25 protein-coding genes and 1 pseudogene are annotated in these 18,434 nt (G+C 61.1%); all 26 read left to right on the top strand.

Annotated elements, in window-relative coordinates; all coding sequences use genetic code 11:
• Position 1 precedes the first annotated feature (1 nt).
• The gene (locus B5E84_RS04015; protein WP_087219563.1) at positions 2–763 is read left to right on the top strand and encodes a spore cortex-lytic protein; all 762 of its coding nucleotides are present in this window, start codon (positions 2–4) and stop codon (positions 761–763) included.
• Positions 723–1,583 (top strand): ERF family protein, encoded by an 861-nt coding sequence (locus B5E84_RS04010; protein WP_087219560.1) that lies wholly within the window; start codon positions 723–725, stop codon positions 1,581–1,583. Before B5E84_RS04015 ends, B5E84_RS04010 begins: the two co-directional genes overlap by 41 nt.
• Before the next feature lies 1 nt (position 1,584).
• Positions 1,585–1,998: a single-stranded DNA-binding protein gene (locus B5E84_RS04005; RefSeq protein WP_022293562.1), complete on the top strand. Its 414-nt coding sequence runs from the start codon at positions 1,585–1,587 to the stop codon at positions 1,996–1,998.
• 77 nt (positions 1,999–2,075) lie between these two features.
• Positions 2,076–2,981 carry a hypothetical protein gene (locus tag B5E84_RS04000; RefSeq protein WP_087219558.1) on the top strand — a complete coding sequence of 302 codons (906 nt, stop codon included), beginning with the start codon at positions 2,076–2,078 and terminating at the stop codon, positions 2,979–2,981.
• Positions 2,978–3,661, top strand: coding sequence for a replicative helicase loader/inhibitor (locus B5E84_RS03995; protein ID WP_087219555.1), 684 nt, complete (start codon positions 2,978–2,980; stop codon positions 3,659–3,661). Before B5E84_RS04000 ends, B5E84_RS03995 begins: the two co-directional genes overlap by 4 nt.
• Entirely contained in the window at positions 3,658–4,056 is a 399-nt protein-coding gene (locus B5E84_RS21470) for a DNA-methyltransferase (protein ID WP_442911387.1), read from the top strand. The genes B5E84_RS03995 and B5E84_RS21470 overlap by 4 nt, the downstream gene beginning before the upstream one ends.
• Positions 4,053–4,526: a DNA-methyltransferase gene (locus tag B5E84_RS21465; RefSeq protein WP_442911386.1), complete on the top strand. Its 474-nt coding sequence runs from the start codon at positions 4,053–4,055 to the stop codon at positions 4,524–4,526. The genes B5E84_RS21470 and B5E84_RS21465 overlap by 4 nt, the downstream gene beginning before the upstream one ends.
• Positions 4,523–5,113 (top strand): HNH endonuclease, encoded by a 591-nt coding sequence (locus B5E84_RS03985; RefSeq protein WP_087219553.1) that lies wholly within the window; start codon positions 4,523–4,525, stop codon positions 5,111–5,113. Before B5E84_RS21465 ends, B5E84_RS03985 begins: the two co-directional genes overlap by 4 nt.
• Entirely contained in the window at positions 5,110–5,640 is a 531-nt protein-coding gene (locus B5E84_RS03980) for a DUF7768 domain-containing protein (RefSeq protein ID WP_087219549.1), read from the top strand. The genes B5E84_RS03985 and B5E84_RS03980 overlap by 4 nt, the downstream gene beginning before the upstream one ends.
• On the top strand, positions 5,637–6,245 hold the full coding sequence (locus tag B5E84_RS03975; protein WP_087219546.1) for a Holliday junction resolvase RecU: 609 nt from the start codon (positions 5,637–5,639) through the stop codon (positions 6,243–6,245). The genes B5E84_RS03980 and B5E84_RS03975 overlap by 4 nt, the downstream gene beginning before the upstream one ends.
• On the top strand, positions 6,242–6,502 hold the full coding sequence (locus B5E84_RS03970) for a hypothetical protein (protein ID WP_087219543.1): 261 nt from the start codon (positions 6,242–6,244) through the stop codon (positions 6,500–6,502). The genes B5E84_RS03975 and B5E84_RS03970 overlap by 4 nt, the downstream gene beginning before the upstream one ends.
• A gap of 15 nt (positions 6,503–6,517) precedes the next feature.
• A pseudogene (locus tag B5E84_RS20990) lies at positions 6,518–7,260 on the top strand (DNA N-6-adenine-methyltransferase).
• Positions 7,261–7,330: 70 nt separating this feature from the next.
• Complete coding sequence (locus B5E84_RS20985; protein ID WP_242963267.1) at positions 7,331–7,513, top strand: hypothetical protein; 183 nt, start codon at positions 7,331–7,333, stop codon at positions 7,511–7,513.
• On the top strand, positions 7,510–7,773 hold the full coding sequence (locus tag B5E84_RS03955) for a hypothetical protein (RefSeq protein WP_087219536.1): 264 nt from the start codon (positions 7,510–7,512) through the stop codon (positions 7,771–7,773). The genes B5E84_RS20985 and B5E84_RS03955 overlap by 4 nt, the downstream gene beginning before the upstream one ends.
• A 237-nt stretch (positions 7,774–8,010) precedes the next feature.
• The gene (locus tag B5E84_RS20555; protein WP_162612800.1) at positions 8,011–8,184 is read left to right on the top strand and encodes a hypothetical protein; all 174 of its coding nucleotides are present in this window, start codon (positions 8,011–8,013) and stop codon (positions 8,182–8,184) included.
• 71 nt (positions 8,185–8,255) lie between these two features.
• Positions 8,256–8,909, top strand: a complete 654-nt coding sequence (locus tag B5E84_RS03945) for a hypothetical protein (RefSeq protein WP_087219529.1) — start codon at positions 8,256–8,258, stop codon at positions 8,907–8,909.
• Positions 8,896–9,315, top strand: coding sequence for a hypothetical protein (locus B5E84_RS03940; protein ID WP_087219526.1), 420 nt, complete (start codon positions 8,896–8,898; stop codon positions 9,313–9,315). The genes B5E84_RS03945 and B5E84_RS03940 overlap by 14 nt, the downstream gene beginning before the upstream one ends.
• Entirely contained in the window at positions 9,316–10,662 is a 1,347-nt protein-coding gene (locus B5E84_RS03935; RefSeq protein ID WP_087219523.1) for a site-specific DNA-methyltransferase, read from the top strand.
• A 13-nt stretch (positions 10,663–10,675) separates the two neighbouring features.
• Positions 10,676–11,182, top strand: coding sequence for a DUF1492 domain-containing protein (locus tag B5E84_RS03930; RefSeq protein WP_087219520.1), 507 nt, complete (start codon positions 10,676–10,678; stop codon positions 11,180–11,182).
• A 201-nt stretch (positions 11,183–11,383) separates the two neighbouring features.
• On the top strand, positions 11,384–12,037 hold the full coding sequence (locus tag B5E84_RS03925; RefSeq protein WP_087219517.1) for a serine/arginine repetitive matrix protein 2: 654 nt from the start codon (positions 11,384–11,386) through the stop codon (positions 12,035–12,037).
• A 307-nt stretch (positions 12,038–12,344) separates the two neighbouring features.
• Positions 12,345–12,914, top strand: coding sequence for a protoporphyrinogen oxidase (locus B5E84_RS03920; RefSeq protein WP_087219514.1), 570 nt, complete (start codon positions 12,345–12,347; stop codon positions 12,912–12,914).
• Positions 12,898–14,820, top strand: a complete 1,923-nt coding sequence (locus B5E84_RS03915) for a phage terminase large subunit family protein (RefSeq protein ID WP_016148033.1) — start codon at positions 12,898–12,900, stop codon at positions 14,818–14,820. Before B5E84_RS03920 ends, B5E84_RS03915 begins: the two co-directional genes overlap by 17 nt.
• A gap of 15 nt (positions 14,821–14,835) precedes the next feature.
• A complete protein-coding gene (locus B5E84_RS03910) occupies positions 14,836–15,099 on the top strand; it encodes a hypothetical protein (RefSeq protein WP_016148034.1) in 264 nt (87 codons plus the stop codon).
• Between the two features lie 156 nt (positions 15,100–15,255).
• On the top strand, positions 15,256–16,860 hold the full coding sequence (locus B5E84_RS03905) for a phage portal protein (RefSeq protein ID WP_016148035.1): 1,605 nt from the start codon (positions 15,256–15,258) through the stop codon (positions 16,858–16,860).
• Complete coding sequence (locus B5E84_RS03900; protein WP_087219511.1) at positions 16,847–18,055, top strand: head maturation protease, ClpP-related; 1,209 nt, start codon at positions 16,847–16,849, stop codon at positions 18,053–18,055. Before B5E84_RS03905 ends, B5E84_RS03900 begins: the two co-directional genes overlap by 14 nt.
• Entirely contained in the window at positions 18,055–18,432 is a 378-nt protein-coding gene (locus tag B5E84_RS03895) for a head decoration protein (protein WP_087219508.1), read from the top strand. Before B5E84_RS03900 ends, B5E84_RS03895 begins: the two co-directional genes overlap by 1 nt.
• Positions 18,433–18,434: the final 2 nt, after the last annotated feature.

Here is an 18,434-nt window from a genome sequence, read left to right as displayed (position 1 = left end):
CATGTACGCACAAAGCAAAAGGAGCGCCTACCCTCAACCTACCAAGCAACAGGGTACACGCTCCAGAAACCCGGCCAGAAATGGCCGAAAGTCTAAGCCTATTTTATACCGCCTGCGGAAAATTTGCAAGCGTTATAACTGGGCCCGGATCGGGGCGGCGCTCCTGATCCTCGGAGCGGCAGCCTTCACAGTATGGGGCGTGTCGCATTTACTTAACCGCGGCAGCGATACCGAAGCAGCCGCAGAAACCAAAGCCGCAGAGGCAGCCATGGAGCCGGAAGGCTATATTTTCAAATACGGCGAAGGCTACGCGGTAGACATGGAGCAGCTCACAGCGGCGTGGGCGTCGGAGGCTGGATTTGAAAAGCGCTACGAGCTGACCGACGACGAGAGGCTGGAGATCGCGCAGGTGCTCACGGCAGAGGCCGACGGCGAACCCTTCGCCGGTAAGGTGGCCGTGGCCCAGTGCATACTCCAGACATGCGAGGACACCGACATGCGGCCGCACGAAGTCCTCAGCATGTACTCGTATAGCAAAAGACGCCCGGAGCCCTCAGACGAGGCTCTGGAAGCCGTGGCGGCCGTGTTTGACTTCGGGCATGTGGCGACAACGGAGCCGATCAAATACTTTTATGCTCCAGCCCTGACCGACAGCGAGTGGCACGAGTCGCAGGCGTATGTAATGACAATCAACAATCACAAATTTTTCAAGGAGGCAGACCATGACGCAGGAAGCAGCGGAAACGAAACCGGCGGCCAATAAGGCGACGGCAAAGAAAACGCCCCGGCCGAAGGCTCTCACTCTGCAACAGAAGTTTATCAAGCTCCGGGAGGCGATCCCGGCCATTGTAAAAGCAAAGCACTCAGAAGGCGTCGAGTATAAGTTTGCAAAGATCAGCGACGTGTACCGGCTGCTCACTCCGGCCATGAATGAGCATGGCGTCAACTTTGACATTGTGGCCGAAACCGCCACCCGGCACACGCCGGAAGGCGATCCCCTTTACTATCACCATTACACCATGAACGAGCGCGGCGTCCAGCGCACTGTCTGGGTGTATGAGGAAGATCTCACGATCCGCTGGACAAATGCGGACAACCCGGAGGACATTCTGGAGGTTACACTCCACGCGATCGGAACCAACGACGGCGGCCCGGACAAGGCCAAAGGCAGCGCTCTGACCTACTGCCTGAAATACTACCTTTTTGAGAAGTTCGGGATCGACCAAGGAGAGGACGATCCGGACATGAAAAACCTCACGGGAGCAGCGCAGGCTCAGCAGGCACAGCCACCGGCTCAAAATCAGGGCACAACGCCCCAGAACAGCCCGGCGGGTAGAAATACCCAGCAGACAGGGAAACCCGCCTCAAACGGGCACACAGGGGCTCAGAAACCGCTCACCGACGCCCAGCTCTCCCGCATGTACCGGAAGGGCGAGGACGTGGGCTACACCCAGCAGCAGATCGACGACCGGATCCGGCAGAAATACGGACAACAGGATCCCCACCTGCTGACGCGGGCGCAGTATGACGAGATCTGCAACTCACTGGACGCAGCAAGAAGGCAAGGACAAGGAGGAAACTAAAATGTTTAACCATGTGGGCCTTTTAGGCCGTCTGGCTCAGGAGCCGGAAATCAGATACACCACCGGAGGCACCCCGGTAGCACGCTTCGATCTGGCCGTGCCGGTGCCAAGTAAAAAGAAGGACACGCCTCCCGACTATATCCCCGTTGTCTGCTGGGATAAATGGGCCGATTTTTGCGGGAAGTACCTCACAAAAGGGCGGCAGGTAGTCGTCGAGGGCCGGATCACAACGAGGAAATGGCAGGACAATGACGGGAAACACCGCAAAGCGGTAGAGGTTACGGCCTCCCGGATCTACTTTGCAGACAGCAACTACGAGGGAGGCGGTACAAATGGCAACGCACAGCAGACAGACGCCGGGGACGGCTTCATGTCGATCCCGGACGGCGTGGACGACGAGCTCCCGTTTAATTGACCGGAGGACGACCGCCGGACAGACCGGAGAACATACAGAAACAAGCCGAAAGGAGACCGTGAAAGGAGGTGCTCACAGTGGCATGGATCCAAGTCCACCAACAACTTAAAGATCACAGAAAGCTGCTGGCGGCTGCCGACGAGCTGGAGATCGAACCGCCTCACATGCTGGGCCTTCTGACTTCCTTCTGGCTCTGGGCGCTGGACAATGCACCCAGCGGCTCGCTGGAAGGGATCAGCAACCGGAACATAGCGCGGGCAGCTCAATGGAACAAGGAGCCGGACACCTTCGTGGAAGCCATGAAAAGCGCCGGTTTTCTGGACATAACCGAGGACGGAACGCTGGAGATCCACGACTGGTACGAGTATGCCGGTAAGCTGATCGACCAGCGGGAGGCAGAGAAACAGAGATCCCGGAGACGCCGCGCTGCCGCTGCCGCCGACCGTAGGACGACCGACGGACAGACCGAAGGACAGCCAACGGGCAAACCGGGAAACAGCCAGAGAGAAACCGCAGGCAGAGTAGACCAGACTACACCAGACCAGACTACACCAGAGAAAGAAAGTGAAACGCTTGACAGCGTTTTGTCTGCGGGGCCGACTCCCTTCCGGCAGATCGTTGACATGTATCACGAAATCTGCACAAGCTACCCGGTTTTGAGAAAAATCAGCGCAAACCGGAAAAAGGCGATCGCTGCCCGCTGGAAGGAATACGGGCAAGACCTGAGTATCTTCCGGGAGCTATTCGAGAAAGCCGAAGCCTCCCCCTTCCTGAAAGGCAGGAACGACCGGAACTGGACGGCTGACTTTAACTGGCTGATGAACTCCGGGAACATGGCGAAGGTGCTCGAAGGCAAATACACCGACAACCGGCAGCAGGCACCGGGAAGGCAGCAGGCGCAGCCTGAACGGCCCGGACGAGTCAACACCATGGACGTGCTGGCCGGTATTATCGCAGACGAGGAAGGAGGCGGCAGCTTATGACGAAAAGGGACGCAGCTCAGCTTGTGGCGATCGTCGTTACCGCCTACCCGAACTATGACAAATTCAGGGACGCCGACAGCGTAAAGGCCACCGTGAGCCTCTGGGCTATGATGTTTGAGGACGTGGACGCCCCTCTGGTGGCGCTGGCCGTCAAAAAGCACATAGCGACAAGCAAGTGGCCGCCCAGTGTGGCAGAGCTCCGGGAAATCCTTCTGGAGATCGCGCACCCGGATCTCATAGCGCCGGATCAGGCATGGCTCGCAGTCAGCGATCTGCTCTACTCCGTCGGTGAATTTAACCACGGAGATCTAAAGCAGCAGCTCCCGCCTCTCGTGGCCCGCGCCGTGGAGTCGATCGGCTGGAACAACCTCTGGGAAATGCACCGGGGACACTGGGGAGGCGGCAAGCCCGGCATGGATCGGGTGGCCTTCATGCAGCAGTACACGCCCATGTACGAGCGGGAAAAGGCCAGAGACATGACACCGGGAGAGCTGACAACGCAGATCGACGCCGTGGCCGCCTCTCTGCCGGACAAAGGGCAGAAAAAGCTCGCAGACCGGGAAAGCGACCGAAGGAAGCGCGAACAGTATTACGCCTCTCTTTCCGGCTGGAACCGCCGGGAGGCTCTGGCTGCCGCGGATCCGCTGGCGCTGGAAGCCGGGGAGGTGAGCGACACATGAACAAGATCATAAACTCCGACGCGCTGGAGGCACTGAGAACGCTCCCGGACTCCTGCTGCCGCACCTGCATAACCTCGCCGCCCTACTACAGGCTGAGAGACTACGGCGCAGACGGACAGATCGGGCTCGAAGATACGCCGGATCAGTACATTGAGAACCTCGTGAAGATCTTCCGGGAAGTACGCAGAGTCCTGAAAGACGACGGCACCCTCTGGGTGAATATCGGGGACAGCTACACACAGAAAAACCTCAACGGGATCCCGTGGCTGCTGGCCTTTGCATTGAAAGCGGACGGCTGGATCCTCCGACAAGACATAATCTGGAATGAGCCCAACGCCATGCCGGAGCAGACGACAGACCGCTGCGCGAAATCCCATGAATATATTTTTTTTTGAGCAAGCAGCGCCGGTACTGCTTCGACGCCGCAGCCATAAAAGAGCCCGCCGTCGGATATGGGCCGGACGGCACAGGACGCAGACGGGGAAACTCTACAAGTTTTCGCGGAGGCGGCGCTTACACCCATGACCGGGTGAAAAATAACAGCGCCACCGTGGAGCGGGAAAGCCACGGGCTTACGCCAAACGAAAGCGGCAAAAGAAACCGCCGCAGCGTTTGGACGATTGCCACCCGGCCATACAAAGGCGCACACTTCGCCACATTCCCGGAGGAACTCGTGAGGCCGTGCATATTAGCGGGCAGCAGGCCCGGCGACACTGTTCTGGATCCCTTCGCAGGAAGCGGCACCACAGGGGCCGTAGCCGCGCAGGAAGGCCGAAACTTTATCGGGATAGAGATCAACCCGGACTATTGCGAAATTATCTGGCAGAGACTCGACGCCTGCTGCCGGAAAGGAGCGGCTACATGAAAGCATATATGCCAGAAGAAAACGGCCCGAACTGGTGGCGAGATATACCGGGCTACGGAGGAAAATATCAAGTAAACCGACTCGGAGAGATCCGGAGAGTTTTCCCTTCCGGCTCGGTAAGGGACATGACACCATACAGAAAGAGCGGAGCAAAGCACAAGAAAATTCTAAGAAATAGGCTTTTCGTTAAACTGACGGGCGAAAACGGAAGCAAAGAAGTGGCCGTACTTAAAATCGTAGCTGGAGCGTGGCACGGCCCTACACCTTCGGGAATGGTGCCATACCACAAAAACGGCATTGTAACGGATAACCGAGCCGAAAATATCGGATTTATAGATAAACAAACACTCGGAAGGAATACCGGACACATGGCCGGAAAAAGAAGGACGGTATTCAAAATTAACACCTCCGGCGAAGCTGTAGAGATATACAGATCCGCACGAGAAGCCGCAAAAGCTAATCACATGAGCTATCAGGCGGTACTCGACCGCTGCAACGGCAAAGTAAAAAATCCTTTTGCGCTGGACGGCCACACCTACCAATTTGAGGACGAAAAGCCCGGAAGGAAGAAAGGAGCCAAACTATGAGAAACAGGCTTATATATATCTGCTCCCCTCTCCGCGGGGACATTGAAAAGAACATACAAAAGGCACAGGGCTACTGCCGGGAGGCGGTGGAACTCTGGCCGGACGTGATACCGATCGCGCCGCATGTCTACTGCACCCAGTTTCTTGACGACACCATACCGCAGGAGCGGGAGGCGGGCATGGAGCTGGGGATCGCGCTGCTGGACATGTGCGACGAGCTCTGGGTATATGGCATAAATAATCCGAGCGAAGGCATGAAAAAGGAAATCGCCTACGCCAAAGAGCACGGGATCCCGGTAAAAGACGCCGCCGATCTCTACCGCCTCCGGGAGCAGGAGAAAAACCGGCTGGAGGACAAAGAGCTGGGCGACGCCCTTCTCGTCCTTCCTACCCACACCGGAGCAATAAACGGAGTCGCCGCCTTTGAGTCCACCACCGTGCGGATCAGCGGAGAGGTGATCGTCGAGCTGGCAGCAGAGCTCAGACGAAACCGCGGCCACGACATCACCGTGGAGGCTGAGGCGTGAGCTGGGACTATGTGCCGGGCAAAAATGCGGAGGGCTATCCGGATCCAACTGCTGCCGCTGCCCTCTCAAACGTCCAGCGCAGCCAGCGGGGGCTCCAGAGTAAGCGAGCAGGCGAACACTTCGAGAACATGATCGCCGCAAGCCTCGGCTGGTATAAGGACAAGGGCGTGGCTTTTATTGAAAAGACGCCGGAGCCCATGCGACCGCTCAGACCGCCAAACCGGCAGGGGCAGTTTCTCGCCTGCTATACCAAAGCGGGACAACCGGATTTTAAGGGAACCCTCACCGGCGGCCGGGCCGTGGTATTTGAGGCAAAGCACACGGACAGCGACCGGATCGACTACAACCGGCTGACACCGGAGCAGCTGAGCAGTCTCGAAGAACACGACCGACTCGGAGCCGCAGCCTTTATCCTTGTGAGCGTTGAGCTTCAGGACTTCTACCGGGTGCCGTGGGGCGTGTGGCGGGATATGCGGAAACTGTACGGGCATAAACACATGAACAAGGCAGAGCTCGAACCCTTCCGAGTGCAGTATATCGCCGGAGTGCTCAAACTGCTGGAAGGCATAGAGCTGGAATATGGGGAGCAGGAGGAAACACTATGAATTTTGAAAGAAAATGGTGCCATGAGTGCAGCGGGATCCAGCTTTTCGGAGAACACAAAGGGAAAGCCTGCTGCAGCATTATGAGCCGGATCCTCAAAAACAGCGAAACCGGCGAGCCGATCCGGGCCTATATGGATAAGGAAACCACCCGGAACATGTGCAGAAATCTGGGCGAAGGCTGCCCGATCCTCACGCTGGCAGAGGCAACAGAGACACAATGCGGCCCGGCGGTACACATGGCGGCCGTAAAGGCATAAGAAAGGAGCACAGACATGAACGGAGCACTATTAAGCAGCAAAAACATGGGCTGGTGTACTCCGGCCGACTTTTTCAGCGAGCTGGATCAGGAGTTTCATTTTAACCTCGATCCGGCCGCCACCGATAAAAGCGCCAAGTGCGCGAGATATTTTACACCGGCCGACGACGGCCTGAAAGCGGACTGGGGGGGTGTCGCGTGTTTTGTAATCCGCCCTACGGCCGCCAGATCACAGACTGGGTGCGGAAGGGCTACGAGGAAAGCAAGAAACCCGGCACTCTCGTGGTAATGCTCATACCGGCCCGCACGGACACGTCCTACTTCCACGACTACATATTCCACGGAAAAGCCGACGAGGTGCGCTTTATCCGCGGGAGGCTCACATTCACGGACGAGGACGGGAACCCGACCAAAGACGCCAAAGGGCGGCCGTGCTCCGCTCCCTTCCCTTCGGCCGTCGTGATCTGGCGCAGCAAGGACATGGCCCAGAGCCTCCGGGACATGGTGCTGGATTTAATAAAGGACAGGGACATGACCGCGAACGAGATCGCCGTCACCCTGTCAGACAGGGGGCAGCAGGTAAGCCGCAGCGACGTAGGCCCGATCCTAACCAAAGCGCAGGCGGCTGGACTGATAAGAAACGCCGGAAAGCGTGAGTGCAGCGTGACGGGGCGCTCTGCTATCGCATGGAAGGCAGAAAAGGAGGTATTTCATGGGAACAAACCAAACCACAAAGGAAACCCGGAGGGCGAGCTATGACGCTATTATCCCAAAAGTGAAGGAACGTAGCCGCCTGATCCTCGAAACGCTCGGCAGCAGGAGCATGACCGTGAGCGAAATCACGGACGAGCTGGTGAAGGCTGGACGGATCCCCTACTACAACCGCAACTACGTAGCACCCAGACTCTCAGAACTCAAAGACATGGGCATAGTGGAAACCTGCGGGCGCAGGCGCTCCACACATTCCACGGCCACCGAGGCAATATGGCGCAGGAAGGAGCTGCCTCAATGATTGACGTCATAATAGCGGTTTTTGCCATAATCATTTTAGCGAGCGCGGCCATAATCGGCGCTGTCATGGTGGGCCTGATCGTGTTCGGGCTCCGGTGTATCTTCGGGCCGTGCTTCGACGAGCACGACGAGATCCACGAGTGCCCCGGCTGCCGGTATAACCCGGCATACTGGGATCATGCGAAATATATCGGGCCGAGTCGCCGGAGACTGCGAAAGCTCAGGAAGGAGGAACAAAGGAGTGAACACTGGGACATGTAAAAGCTGCGGGAAACCGATCCTCTGGATCAGGACACGAACCGGGCGCTCAATGCCGTGCGATACAAAGCCGGTCAACTACCGCATAAAACCCGGAGGGGACACAAAGCTGGTAACGCCTGCCGGTGACGTCATAAGCTGCGAGGCGGTAAAAGATCCGGCAGAGGCACAAGGCTGGGGCTACGTTCCACACTGGAGCACATGCGACGCCCCGGACAAATTCAAAAGGAGGACACGACCATGAAGAAACAGAAAGTAACGAGCCAGATCAACCTCGAAAGACTGGCAGGCGGGGCCTTTGCTGAGAAACTCAACGAGGCGCTCATGCAGGTGGCCGTTGACAATGTAAAGAGTTATCTTATGGACGCGCTGGCCGACATTCCCAACCGGGAGCAGATAACCATAATCGCATAAGCCCCGCATATCACCAAAAACCAGAGGGAGGGCTCCGGCCCTCCCAGTACAAGTATAAGGAGGACAACACCGTGCAATATAGACCGAAAATCATAAAAGGAACCGTAAAAGGCACCGGCTGGCCGATTGACGGGCACACACTCTACTTCTCCCAGTGGGACTACGACAACCGGGAGAGCTGGCACCTTTACGGCTGGGACGAGCCGGACGACGAGGCCGTCATGCAGACGACTTACCAGACGGAAACAGCGGCCGGGCTCTGCCTCTACGATACACTGGAAGGCTTTACAGAGGCATGGAAGGCAAAGAAGTGGGAGCCACAAGGGGCCTTTTGCCTGACGCTGGAGCAGGTGGACGTCGTGGAAGTTTTGCAGGAGGAAGTCAGGAACGAAACCCGCGAGGAACTCCGGGCCCGCGGCTTTGATCTCACACCCAGAAAATACAGCGACAAGGGCGGGATCCTCTGCCTGCCGCTCGACAAGAACCTGAACGGAGACACCAAGAAAAAACACCCGGACTGGGAACTGATCGACTGCCCTCTCTGCGGCCAGAAGTGCTGGAAAATGCCCGCAGCCGACAAGCTCAAAGAGGCGCAGGACGTCACCTATCTTTGTACGGAGTGCGCCATAAAAGCGGGATTTTTGTCAGACTATCCCAGAAACAGGAGAAAGCCCGGCGGGAACCGGGAGCAAAGAAGGAGGGCGAAAAGAAATGCACGAAGATAACAACCCGATCGGCGCGTGGATTTTATACGCCTTCGCCTCTTTCCTGCTCTGGATCGTTCTCATATTCCTGAAACTGCTCGGCGTGGTAAGGATAAGCTGGATCGGCGTAGTCCTCGGCCTGTTTTGGCTCCCGCTCGCGCTTATGTGTCTGATCTGCGGAGTGGCTGCCCTCATTATCCTGACCGCCCACATAAAAAGAAAGCGCCGCCGCAAAGCCGCAGACCGTCGCATTATCCGGCAGGCAAAAGCGATCGGGGCATGGACACCACAGGCGGCAGGAGGGCGGGCTCTGGAGCTGCTCGCCAAAGAGTACGGGATCCAGCGCGAGGCTGGAGAGACAGACCGGCAGCTCCGCGGCAGGATCATGGAGGCAGCAGGAAGCGCCGGAAGGCAGGAGGACAAATAAATGGACTACAAAACAGAGGCAGAGCCGAAAGCATACGCTGACGGCGTGCCGGTATTCTGCGCCCATGACAAAATAGTGGACGTTGCAACGCTGGTACCTAATCCGAAGAACCCGAACCAGCACCCGGACGCCCAGATCCAGCTACTCGGCCGCATTATCCGGCAAACCGGGTGGAGACAGCCGATCACAGTCAGCAAACGCTCCGGCTTTATCGTAAAAGGACACGGACGCCTCTCTGCTGCCCTTCTGGAAGGCATGAAGCAGGCACCCGTAGACTACCAGAACTACACCAACGAAGCGGAGGAATACGCTGATCTGGTGGCCGACAACCGGATCGCAGAGCTGGCAGAGACAGACAATAAGCTGCTGGCTGACATTTTCGCAGATATAGACACCGGGGAGATCCCCATGGAGCTGACAGGCTACACAGAGGACGAGGTGGAAAGCCTCGTCACTGCCCTGTCCGAAGCCCTTCACAATGACCTCAACGAACCGGACGACATACCGGAAACACCGGAGGCAGAGGCCGTCATATCTCAGAAAGGCGACCTCTGGATCCTCGGCCGCCACCGCGTTGTCTGCGGAGACGCCACGAACGAACAGGATCGGGGGCTGCTGCTTGACGGAGCCCACCCGGAGATCCTGCTCACCGATCCACCCTACTGCTCCGGCGGCCAAAAGGAGGCGCAGAAGTCGACCGGCAGCATCGGCACCGAGCGCAAAGACGGCAAGGCCCCGAAGATCGCCAACGACATCCTCAGCACCCGGGGCTACCAAAACCTGATACGGGCGGCCCTCACCGACATCCCGTGCCTCTATGCCTACATCTTCACCGACTGGAGAATGTGGGTGTACCTGTTCGACCTCGTCGAGGCTGCCGGCTTCGGCGTCAAGTCGGAGCTCGTATGGGACAAGGGCACGCCGGGCATGGGCGTCGGCTGGCGCTCACAGCATGAGCTCATACTGTTCGCCGCCCGGGCCGCCACACACTTCGACGGCCACAAGGGGTACGGCAACGTCCTGAGCGTCTCCCGCTCCGGGAATGAGCTGCACCCAACGCAGAAGCCGGTCGAGCTGCTGGAGAAGCTCGTCGACAACACGGACTTCGCCCGGGGCGTCTACGACCCCTTCGGCGGCTCCGGCACCACGCTGGCCGCCTGCGAGGCATACGGCCAGCCATCCTACATCATGGAGCTGACGCCGGCCTTCACGGATGTCATCGTCAAGCGATACATCAGGATAACAGGAAAACAGAATGTGCGCTGCGTCCGTCAAGGCCGAGAGCTCTCGCGTGAGGAAATCGCCGGGATCTTCGACCCTGACGAGGAAGGAGGTGGACAGGAGTGACGCCCTGACCTAAATGAGCGACAAGCCGATCACTCACGACATCAAGGAGCGGCTCGGGAAGTACACCCGCCTGCTCCGTGAAATAGACAACCAGTACGAGCGCCTCGGCCGCATGGAGATCTCCATGGCCGCGCCGCCCGGCCCTGACATGACGGGTATGCCCCGGGGCTCCGGCACACCGACCGACCGCACCGGGATGATGGTGCTGCGGAAGATGGAGCTCGAGGAGCAGATCGAGGAACGGCTCGCCGAGGAGCGCGAGGAACGCGCTGCCCTCGAGGCGATGATCCGGCAGGTGGAAAACCCTGACGAGCGCGCCGTGCTGCGGCTGCGCTACTTCGACCGGGCAGACTGGGACGGGATCTGTGCCGTCCTGTTCAGTGATCGGCAGGACTACCTCGAGAGGATAGACAGCTACCAGAACAGGACATACAAGGCCCACGGCCGCGCCTTGCTGCGGATGGCCGAGATCCTGAAGGAGACAGAGGCCCCGGCAGTAAAGGGAAGTAAAAGGCAGTAAAGGGCAGTAAAATCCATTGAACGGCAGTAGCGCCCTGTGCTACACTGTACCATGTCGAAAGACCGCCGGACACCCGGACAACGCCGGGGGGCCGTCCGACGGACACCCGCCCAACAACCGAACAACGACAGCGAGAAAGCCGTCGGGCAACCACAAGAAGCCCGGCGGCTTTTTTCTTTTCCCCTGAAGGAGGTGACAACCATGGCGGGCGGCAGCATATCCATCCAGATCGAAAACCTGCGGCAGCTCGTCGCAGACGTGCAGGCCATCGAGGCCGGCGGCCGCAAGGCCATCAGCAGCACTGTGAAGGACGTGAAGGCCCGGGCCCCCGGCTGGATAGCGCAGGAGGTCACGGCAGTCTACAACATCAAGAAGGGAGAGATCACGCCGTCCAGCGGAGGCAAGCCGAAGAAGATGGCGGGCAGCATCCGCATCACAGGCGAGACCATCGAGGAGCTCACCCTCGTCTACAAGGGCCGGCTCCTGACCCCTGTGCACTTCGGCATGACACCCAAGGCCCCGCCGGCTGGCAGGAGCTACACCCTGAAGGCGCAGATCCTCAAGGGCAGCAAGAAGGTCATCGGCCGCTACAAGAACACCCGCACCAAGGGCGGGCCCTACTCGCAGCGGTCTCACTGGATCCTCATGGGGACAGGCAACACCAAAGCCGACGGCACGAGCTGGATCCCATTCCAGCGCATGAGCAAGACCCGCACCGACATCCAGAAGATGACCGCCATCTCGGTGCCGCAGATGATAACCAGCGACCGCACCAACGAGGCCATCATGCTGAGGCTAAACACCGAGACAGCCAAGCGCCTCGACCACCACATGAAGCGAGCCCTCGGCCTGTGACCCAAGGGCCGCTGCCACGGCCAGCAGGACGCCCGCCAAGGCGGCCGAGCACACCGAGGCAAGCCAACACCCGCGCACAAAAAAGACGGGGCACGCGGCCTCACAGAGGCCACCACGGCCACGCAGCGCGGCCGAAGGTACTGTGACGCACCCCTGACGCCTGCGGTGCTGGCGAGCCCAAAAAACGCGCAGACTCCAAAAAGTTTTTCCGGGCCGTTTCGCTTCGCCCGGGGGCCTGCGCCGATCATTTTCCTGACCTCACGAAAATGGTGGGGGCACGGCAGCACGACAGAAAGGAGGGGACGCCATGCCGAACACCAACACCAAGCTCGTCGACGGCAAGACCATCGCGGCCCTGTTCGAGCTGACGCCCCGCCGCATCCAGCAGCTCACCAAGGAGGGCATCATCACGGCCACCAAGGAGGGCAACGCCAACCGCTACGACCTGCTGCCGACGATCCAGAAGTACATCAGATACCTGACGGCCAAGGCCAATGGCCGGGAGCCGTCCAAAAAGGACGCCGAGATCGAAGGGCGCCGGCTCGAGGCCGAGGCCGACCTCAAGCGCAGCAAGGCAGACATCGCCGCGCTCCAGCTCAAGGAGCTCGAGGGCACCATGCACCGCAGCGAGGATGTCGAGGCCGTCATGACCGATCTCGTGTATAGCATCAGGTCGATGCTCGTGGCGCTGCCCGGGCGTCTGGCCGTGGATGTCTCCAGCGCGGCCACCGCTGCGGAAGCGTCCGACATCATCCGCGCCGAGGTCTACAAGATCCTCGAGGAGCTGGCCGGCTATAAATACGATCCCGAGGTCTATGCGCGGCGGGTAAGGGATCGGGAGGGATGGAGCGAGCTCTCCGATGACGCGGACGACTAAGAAGGCCGCCGCGAAGCTCAACGCCGCCATCTCGGGGGCGATCAAACGCTTCGCCCCGCCTGAGAGCCTGACCGTGGACGAGTGGGCCGACAAGCACCGCCGCCTCTCCCCCGAAAGCTCGGCCGAGGCAGGCCCGTGGCGCACCAAGCGCACCCCGTACCTCGAGGAGCCCATGCGGGCCTTCACGGATCCGAAGGTGCACAAGATCGTCATGGTCGCCGCGTCGCAGGTCGGCAAGTCGGAGCTCGAGCTCAACATCATCGGCTACATCATCGACCAAGATCCCGGCAGCATCCTCTATGTGCACCCGACCATCGACGACGCCAGAAAGTTCAGCCGGCTGCGCGTCGCTCCCATGATCCGGGACAGCAAGCCCCTGAAGGCAAAGGTGCACGATGTCAAGGCCAAGGACAGCGGCAACACCATCCTCCAGAAGTCTTTCCCGGGCGGTATGCTCACACTGACCGGCTCCAACAGTGCCTCGGCGCTGGCATCCACCCCCGCCCGCTACATCATCGGCGACGAGCGTGACCGCTGGGCCACGAGCGCCGGCACCGAGGGCGACCCGTGGGCGCTGGCCGAGGCCCGGCAGGCGACCTTTTACAACGCCAAGGCCGTCGAGGTCTCGACCCCGACCATCAAGGGCGCCAGCAACATCGAGACCAGCTTCTACCAAGGCACACAGGAACGCTGGTGCCACCGCTGCCCCGAGTGCGGGGAGTACAGCGAGATCGTGTTCGACGCCATCCACTTCGAGCCCGAGGCCAAGCGCGTGCGCGGCAAAAAGGTCTGGAGCCTGAAGGGCGGCGTCTCGTGGGCCTGTCCCGCCTGCGGCTGCCTGATCCCCGAGGAGACCATGCGACGGCAGCCGGCCAAGTGGATCGCAGAAAACCCCGACGCCTACAAGAAGGGCGTCCGCTCGTTCTGGCTCAACGCCTTCAGCTCCCCGTGGACACCATGGGAGAAGATCGTCCTCAAGTTCCTCGACGCCAAGAACGACCCGCAGCGCCTCAAGGTGGTCTACAACACCCTGCTCGGCCAGCTATGGGAGGATCGCGGCGACCTCGAGGACGAGGACACCATGCTCGCCCGCCGTGAGGACTACGGCACACGCCCGGACGGCACCCCCGTGGAGCTGCCCGACGGCGTGCTGGTGCTCACCTGCGGCGTGGACACACAGGACAACCGGCTCGAGTACGAGGTCGTCGGCCACGGCAAGTACGGCGAAAACTGGGGCATCGTCAAGGGCTACATCATGGGCCGGCCGGACACCCCCGAGGTCTGGCAGCGGCTCGACGATGTCGTCGACCATGTCTACAAGTTCAAGAACGGCCGGGGCCTGAAGATCTCCATCACCTGCGTCGACTCCGGCGGCCACTTCACCCAAGAGGTGTATGAGGCGTGCCGGGCCCGACAGGGCAAGCGCGTGTTTGCCATCAAGGGCAAGGGCGGCGACGGGATCCCCTACGTCTCCCCGCCGACTAAGGTGCCGATCCGGGACAACAAGAAGATCACCTGCTGGCTCTACACCATCGGCGTCGACGCCGGCAAGGCTGCCATCATGGCCGGCCTGAAGGTGCAGGAGCCCGGCCCGAAATATTCCCATTTCAACCGGCACCCCGACGCCGGCTACGACCTCAACTACTTCAACGGCCTGCTCTCCGAGAAGCTGGTGCTCACCAGCACCCGGAGGGGCGACCGCTGGGCGTGGGAGAAGCTGCCCGGCCACAACCGCAACGAGGCCCTCGACTGCCGGGACTATGCCAACGCCGGCCTCAAGATCATCAACCCCGACATGGACGCAGTCGAGCGCCGCCTGCGCGGCCTCGAGGAGCAGCCAAAACCGGCGCCGCAGCGACGGGCGCGCACCAAGCGCAGCAGCTCCAGCGCCTTCGACGACTGGTAAGGAGGACACGACCACATGAAAACGCGCAAGACCATCGAGATCGAGCTCACCGGCAAGCGGGAGCGGCTCGAGCTCTACCTGAAGCGGGAGGCCGAAATGCTGAGCGGCGGCGTGCAGAGCTATGGCATCGGATCCCGCAACCTGTCCCGCTACAACACCGACCTCGCCGCCATCCGGGCGGCCATCAAGGAGCTCGAGGACGACATCGCAGCCCTCGAGGCCCTGCTCAACGGGCAGCGCCCCCGCAAAGCCGTGGGCGTCGTCCCCCGTGACTGGTGAAAGAAGCCCCGAAAGGGGCTTTTTTCATAGGCTGACGCCGGGAGTTTTCGCTCCTTTTCTCCCGGCGCCGGCCATTTTTACCCGAAGGAGGTGAGCACCATCAGCAGACGAAAGAACAGAAGCCGACCGCAGAGCGGCCGGCAGAGCCCCCGCCCCGTGAACAAGGGCTACGGCGACGCCGGCGCGAGCTGGCACAAGAGGTCGACCAAGGGCTTCAGGGCCTTCAGCGGCAGCCCCAAGGAGGACATCGACGCCCACAACTGGACACTCCGGCAGAGAGCCCGGATGCTCTACATGGCCGCACCCATCGCCACCTCGGCCATCCGCACTAACCGCACAAACGTGGTCGGCATCGGGCTCCAGCTCAAGAGCCGGATCGACCGGGAGGCGCTCGGCATGACGCAGGAGGCCGCAGACGCATGGCAGGCGCAGGCCGAGCGCGAGTTCAGCCTGTGGGCCAACAATAAAAGGGCGTGCGACGCCACTGGCGTCAATAACTTCGCGGCCATGCAGCAGCTCGCCCTCGCCTCGTGGCTGGTCAGCGGCGACGTGTTCGCGGTCGTCAAGCAGTACGACCCGACGCCCCTCATGCCCTACTCGCTGCGCATCCACCTGATCGAGGCCGACCGCGTGGCAACCCCGACGAGCTCCGGCATCGTCACCCCCATGCTGCTGACCACCGGCAAGGCGGCCAACGGCAACACCATCTACGACGGCGTCGAGGTGGACAGCAACGGCCAGATCGTCGCCTACCACATCCGCAGCACCTACCCCTTCGAGCTGGGTGCAGCGGCGACCAAGTGGGCCCGCGTGGAAGCATACGGCCGGCGCACAGGGCTCCCGAACATCCTGCACATCATGGAGAGCGAGCGCCCGGATCAGTACAGAGGCGTCAGCTACCTCGCGCAGGTCATCGAGCCCCTGCTTCAGCTCCGGCGCTACACCGAGAGCGAGCTGACCGCGGCCGTCGTGGAGAGCTTTTTCACGGCCTTCATCAAGACCGAGGCCGGCGCCGGCGACAACCCGTTCAACGAGGTGGGGAGCAGCCTGCCGGAAGTGACCCGGGATCCCAACGAGTACGAGATGGGCCCGGGACAGATCAACATCATGGAGCCCGGCGAGGATGTCACCTTTGCCGACCCCAAGCGACCGGCCAGCGGCTTCGACAGCTTCCTGCGCGCCATCTGCGAGCAGGTGGGCGCAGCCCTCGAGATCCCGGCCGACCTGCTCCTCAAGGCGTTCAACAGCTCGTACAGCGCCAGCCGCGCCGCCCTGCTGGAGGCGTGGAAAGCCTTCCGCATGAGGCGCAAGTGGTTTGTCGATGACTTCTGCACCCCCATCTATGAGATCTTCATCGCCGAGGCCGTGGCCCGCGGACGCATCAGCGCCCCGGGCTTTTTCGCTGACCCGGCAACCCGGGCGGCCTACCTCGGCGCCGAGTGGATCGGCCCCTCGCAGGGGCAGCTCGACCCGACCAAGGAGATCACGGCCGAGATCCTCGCCATCGGCGAGGGCATTACCACCCGCGAGCAGGCCACGATCCGGCTCAACGGCGGCCAGTGGGACGCCAACATCGACCAGCTCGCTCGGGAAAACGAGAAGCTGCGGGCGGCTCAGGGAGACACCGGCAGCACCGGCGACTCCGGCGGCACATCAGTGGCCGGCGCATCCCTCTCGGCTGCCGTGCGGCGCGCTGCCATCGTCGCCGAGGTGGAAAAGACCATCAAGGAAGGAGACAAGGACAAGCATGAAAACGAGTAACACCCCGCGCCTGTGCGCCGGGCCGCAGGTCGTCCAGCAGACGCCGACGAAGTTCTGGAACATCGCCAGCGTCGGCGAGGACTCGGGCGAGATCGTCCTCTATGGCGATGTCGTCGCCCGTCAGCCTGTGGACTGGTGGACGGGTGAGCCCGAGCCCGGCCTCTATATCGCTCCCGAGAGCTTTATGGAGGATCTCGCGGCCGTCAAGGGCAAGAGCAACATCACCATCAAGATCAACAGTACCGGCGGCGACCTCTACACCGGCATCGCCATCCACAACGCCATCAAGGGCCTGAGCGGCCACAAGGTCGTCATCGTGGAGGGCATCGCAGCCAGCGCGGCCAGCGTCATCGCCTGCGCCGGCGACGAGGTGCAGGTCTACCCCGGCAGCATGGTCATGATCCACGGCGTCGCGGGCCTGCTGATGGACTACTACACCCTCGCAGACCTGAAGAAGCTCCAGAAGGACTTCGACGCCAGCGAGCGGGCCATCGCGGAGATCTACCACGCCAAGACCGGGATCGCGGTCGAACAGCTCCGCACTATGATGACCCGCGAGACATGGATGGTCGGGCAGGAAGCCATCGACAACGGCTTCGCCGACACCCTGCTCGAGGGCGACGGCCCTGATGTCAGCGTGAGCGCCGACAAGCAGGTGCTCCTCGTGGCCGGCATCCGGCACAACATCAAGGGGCTGCACAATGTCCCGAGCACGATCCGCATCAACAGCATCCACGCCGCCCCGGCGGCTGGAAATAAGCCGACCGGGAACGGCGGCGAAAACAGAAAGGAAGATAAGCCCATGACCCTCGAAGAAATGAGAGCACAGCACCCCGACCTCGTCGCTCAGATCGAGCAGCAGGCCGTCGCAAATGCCATCGCGCAGGAGCGGGCCCGCATCGAGGCCATCGACAGCATCGCCGCCAGTGTGGGCGACGCTCAGCTCGTCAGGGACGCCAAGTACGGCGAGAACACCTGCACCGCTGAGCAGCTCGCGCTCAAGGCCATGCAGAAGCAGGCGGCCCTCGGCGCCAAGCACCTGAAGGACGCCGCCCTCGACAATGCTGACTCCGGCGCAGGTCAGGTCGGAGCCGCCCCCAACGGAGGCGAGGAAGGCAGCGAGACCGACGACAAGGCCAAGGTCGACGCCATCGTCAGCATCTACAACACCACCAAGAACGGAGGTAAGAAGTAATGAGCAAGAGACTGGATGAAAACATCGGCACCGTGGACTACGACGGCCTGATCGTCACCAACGAGCCCGTCGCCGACGTCGTGACCGTAACTCTGGCAGCGTCTCAGGGTGTACTCGCCCGCGGCACCGTCATCACTGGCGCGGCCGGCGGCGAGCTGTCTGCGGCCGCTGCGGCCCTCGTGGCGACCAACGCCGTCTATATCCTCGCAGACGAGACCGACACCGGAACCGGCACCGCCGTCACCGCTACGGCCTACCGCACCGGGCACTTCGCACGCAACAAGCTGTCCACCGACGGCTCCTACACCCTCGTCGCGGCTGACGAGGAGATCATGCGCAACGCCGGCATCCTGCTGAGCGACGCGCTGGACTACTAAGA

It is taken from the genome of Lachnoclostridium sp. An14 (assembly GCF_002160755.1).
Taxonomy (GTDB): Bacteria; Bacillota; Clostridia; order Lachnospirales; family Lachnospiraceae; genus Lachnoclostridium_A.
This window is presented reverse-complemented; position numbering and strand designations above follow the sequence as displayed.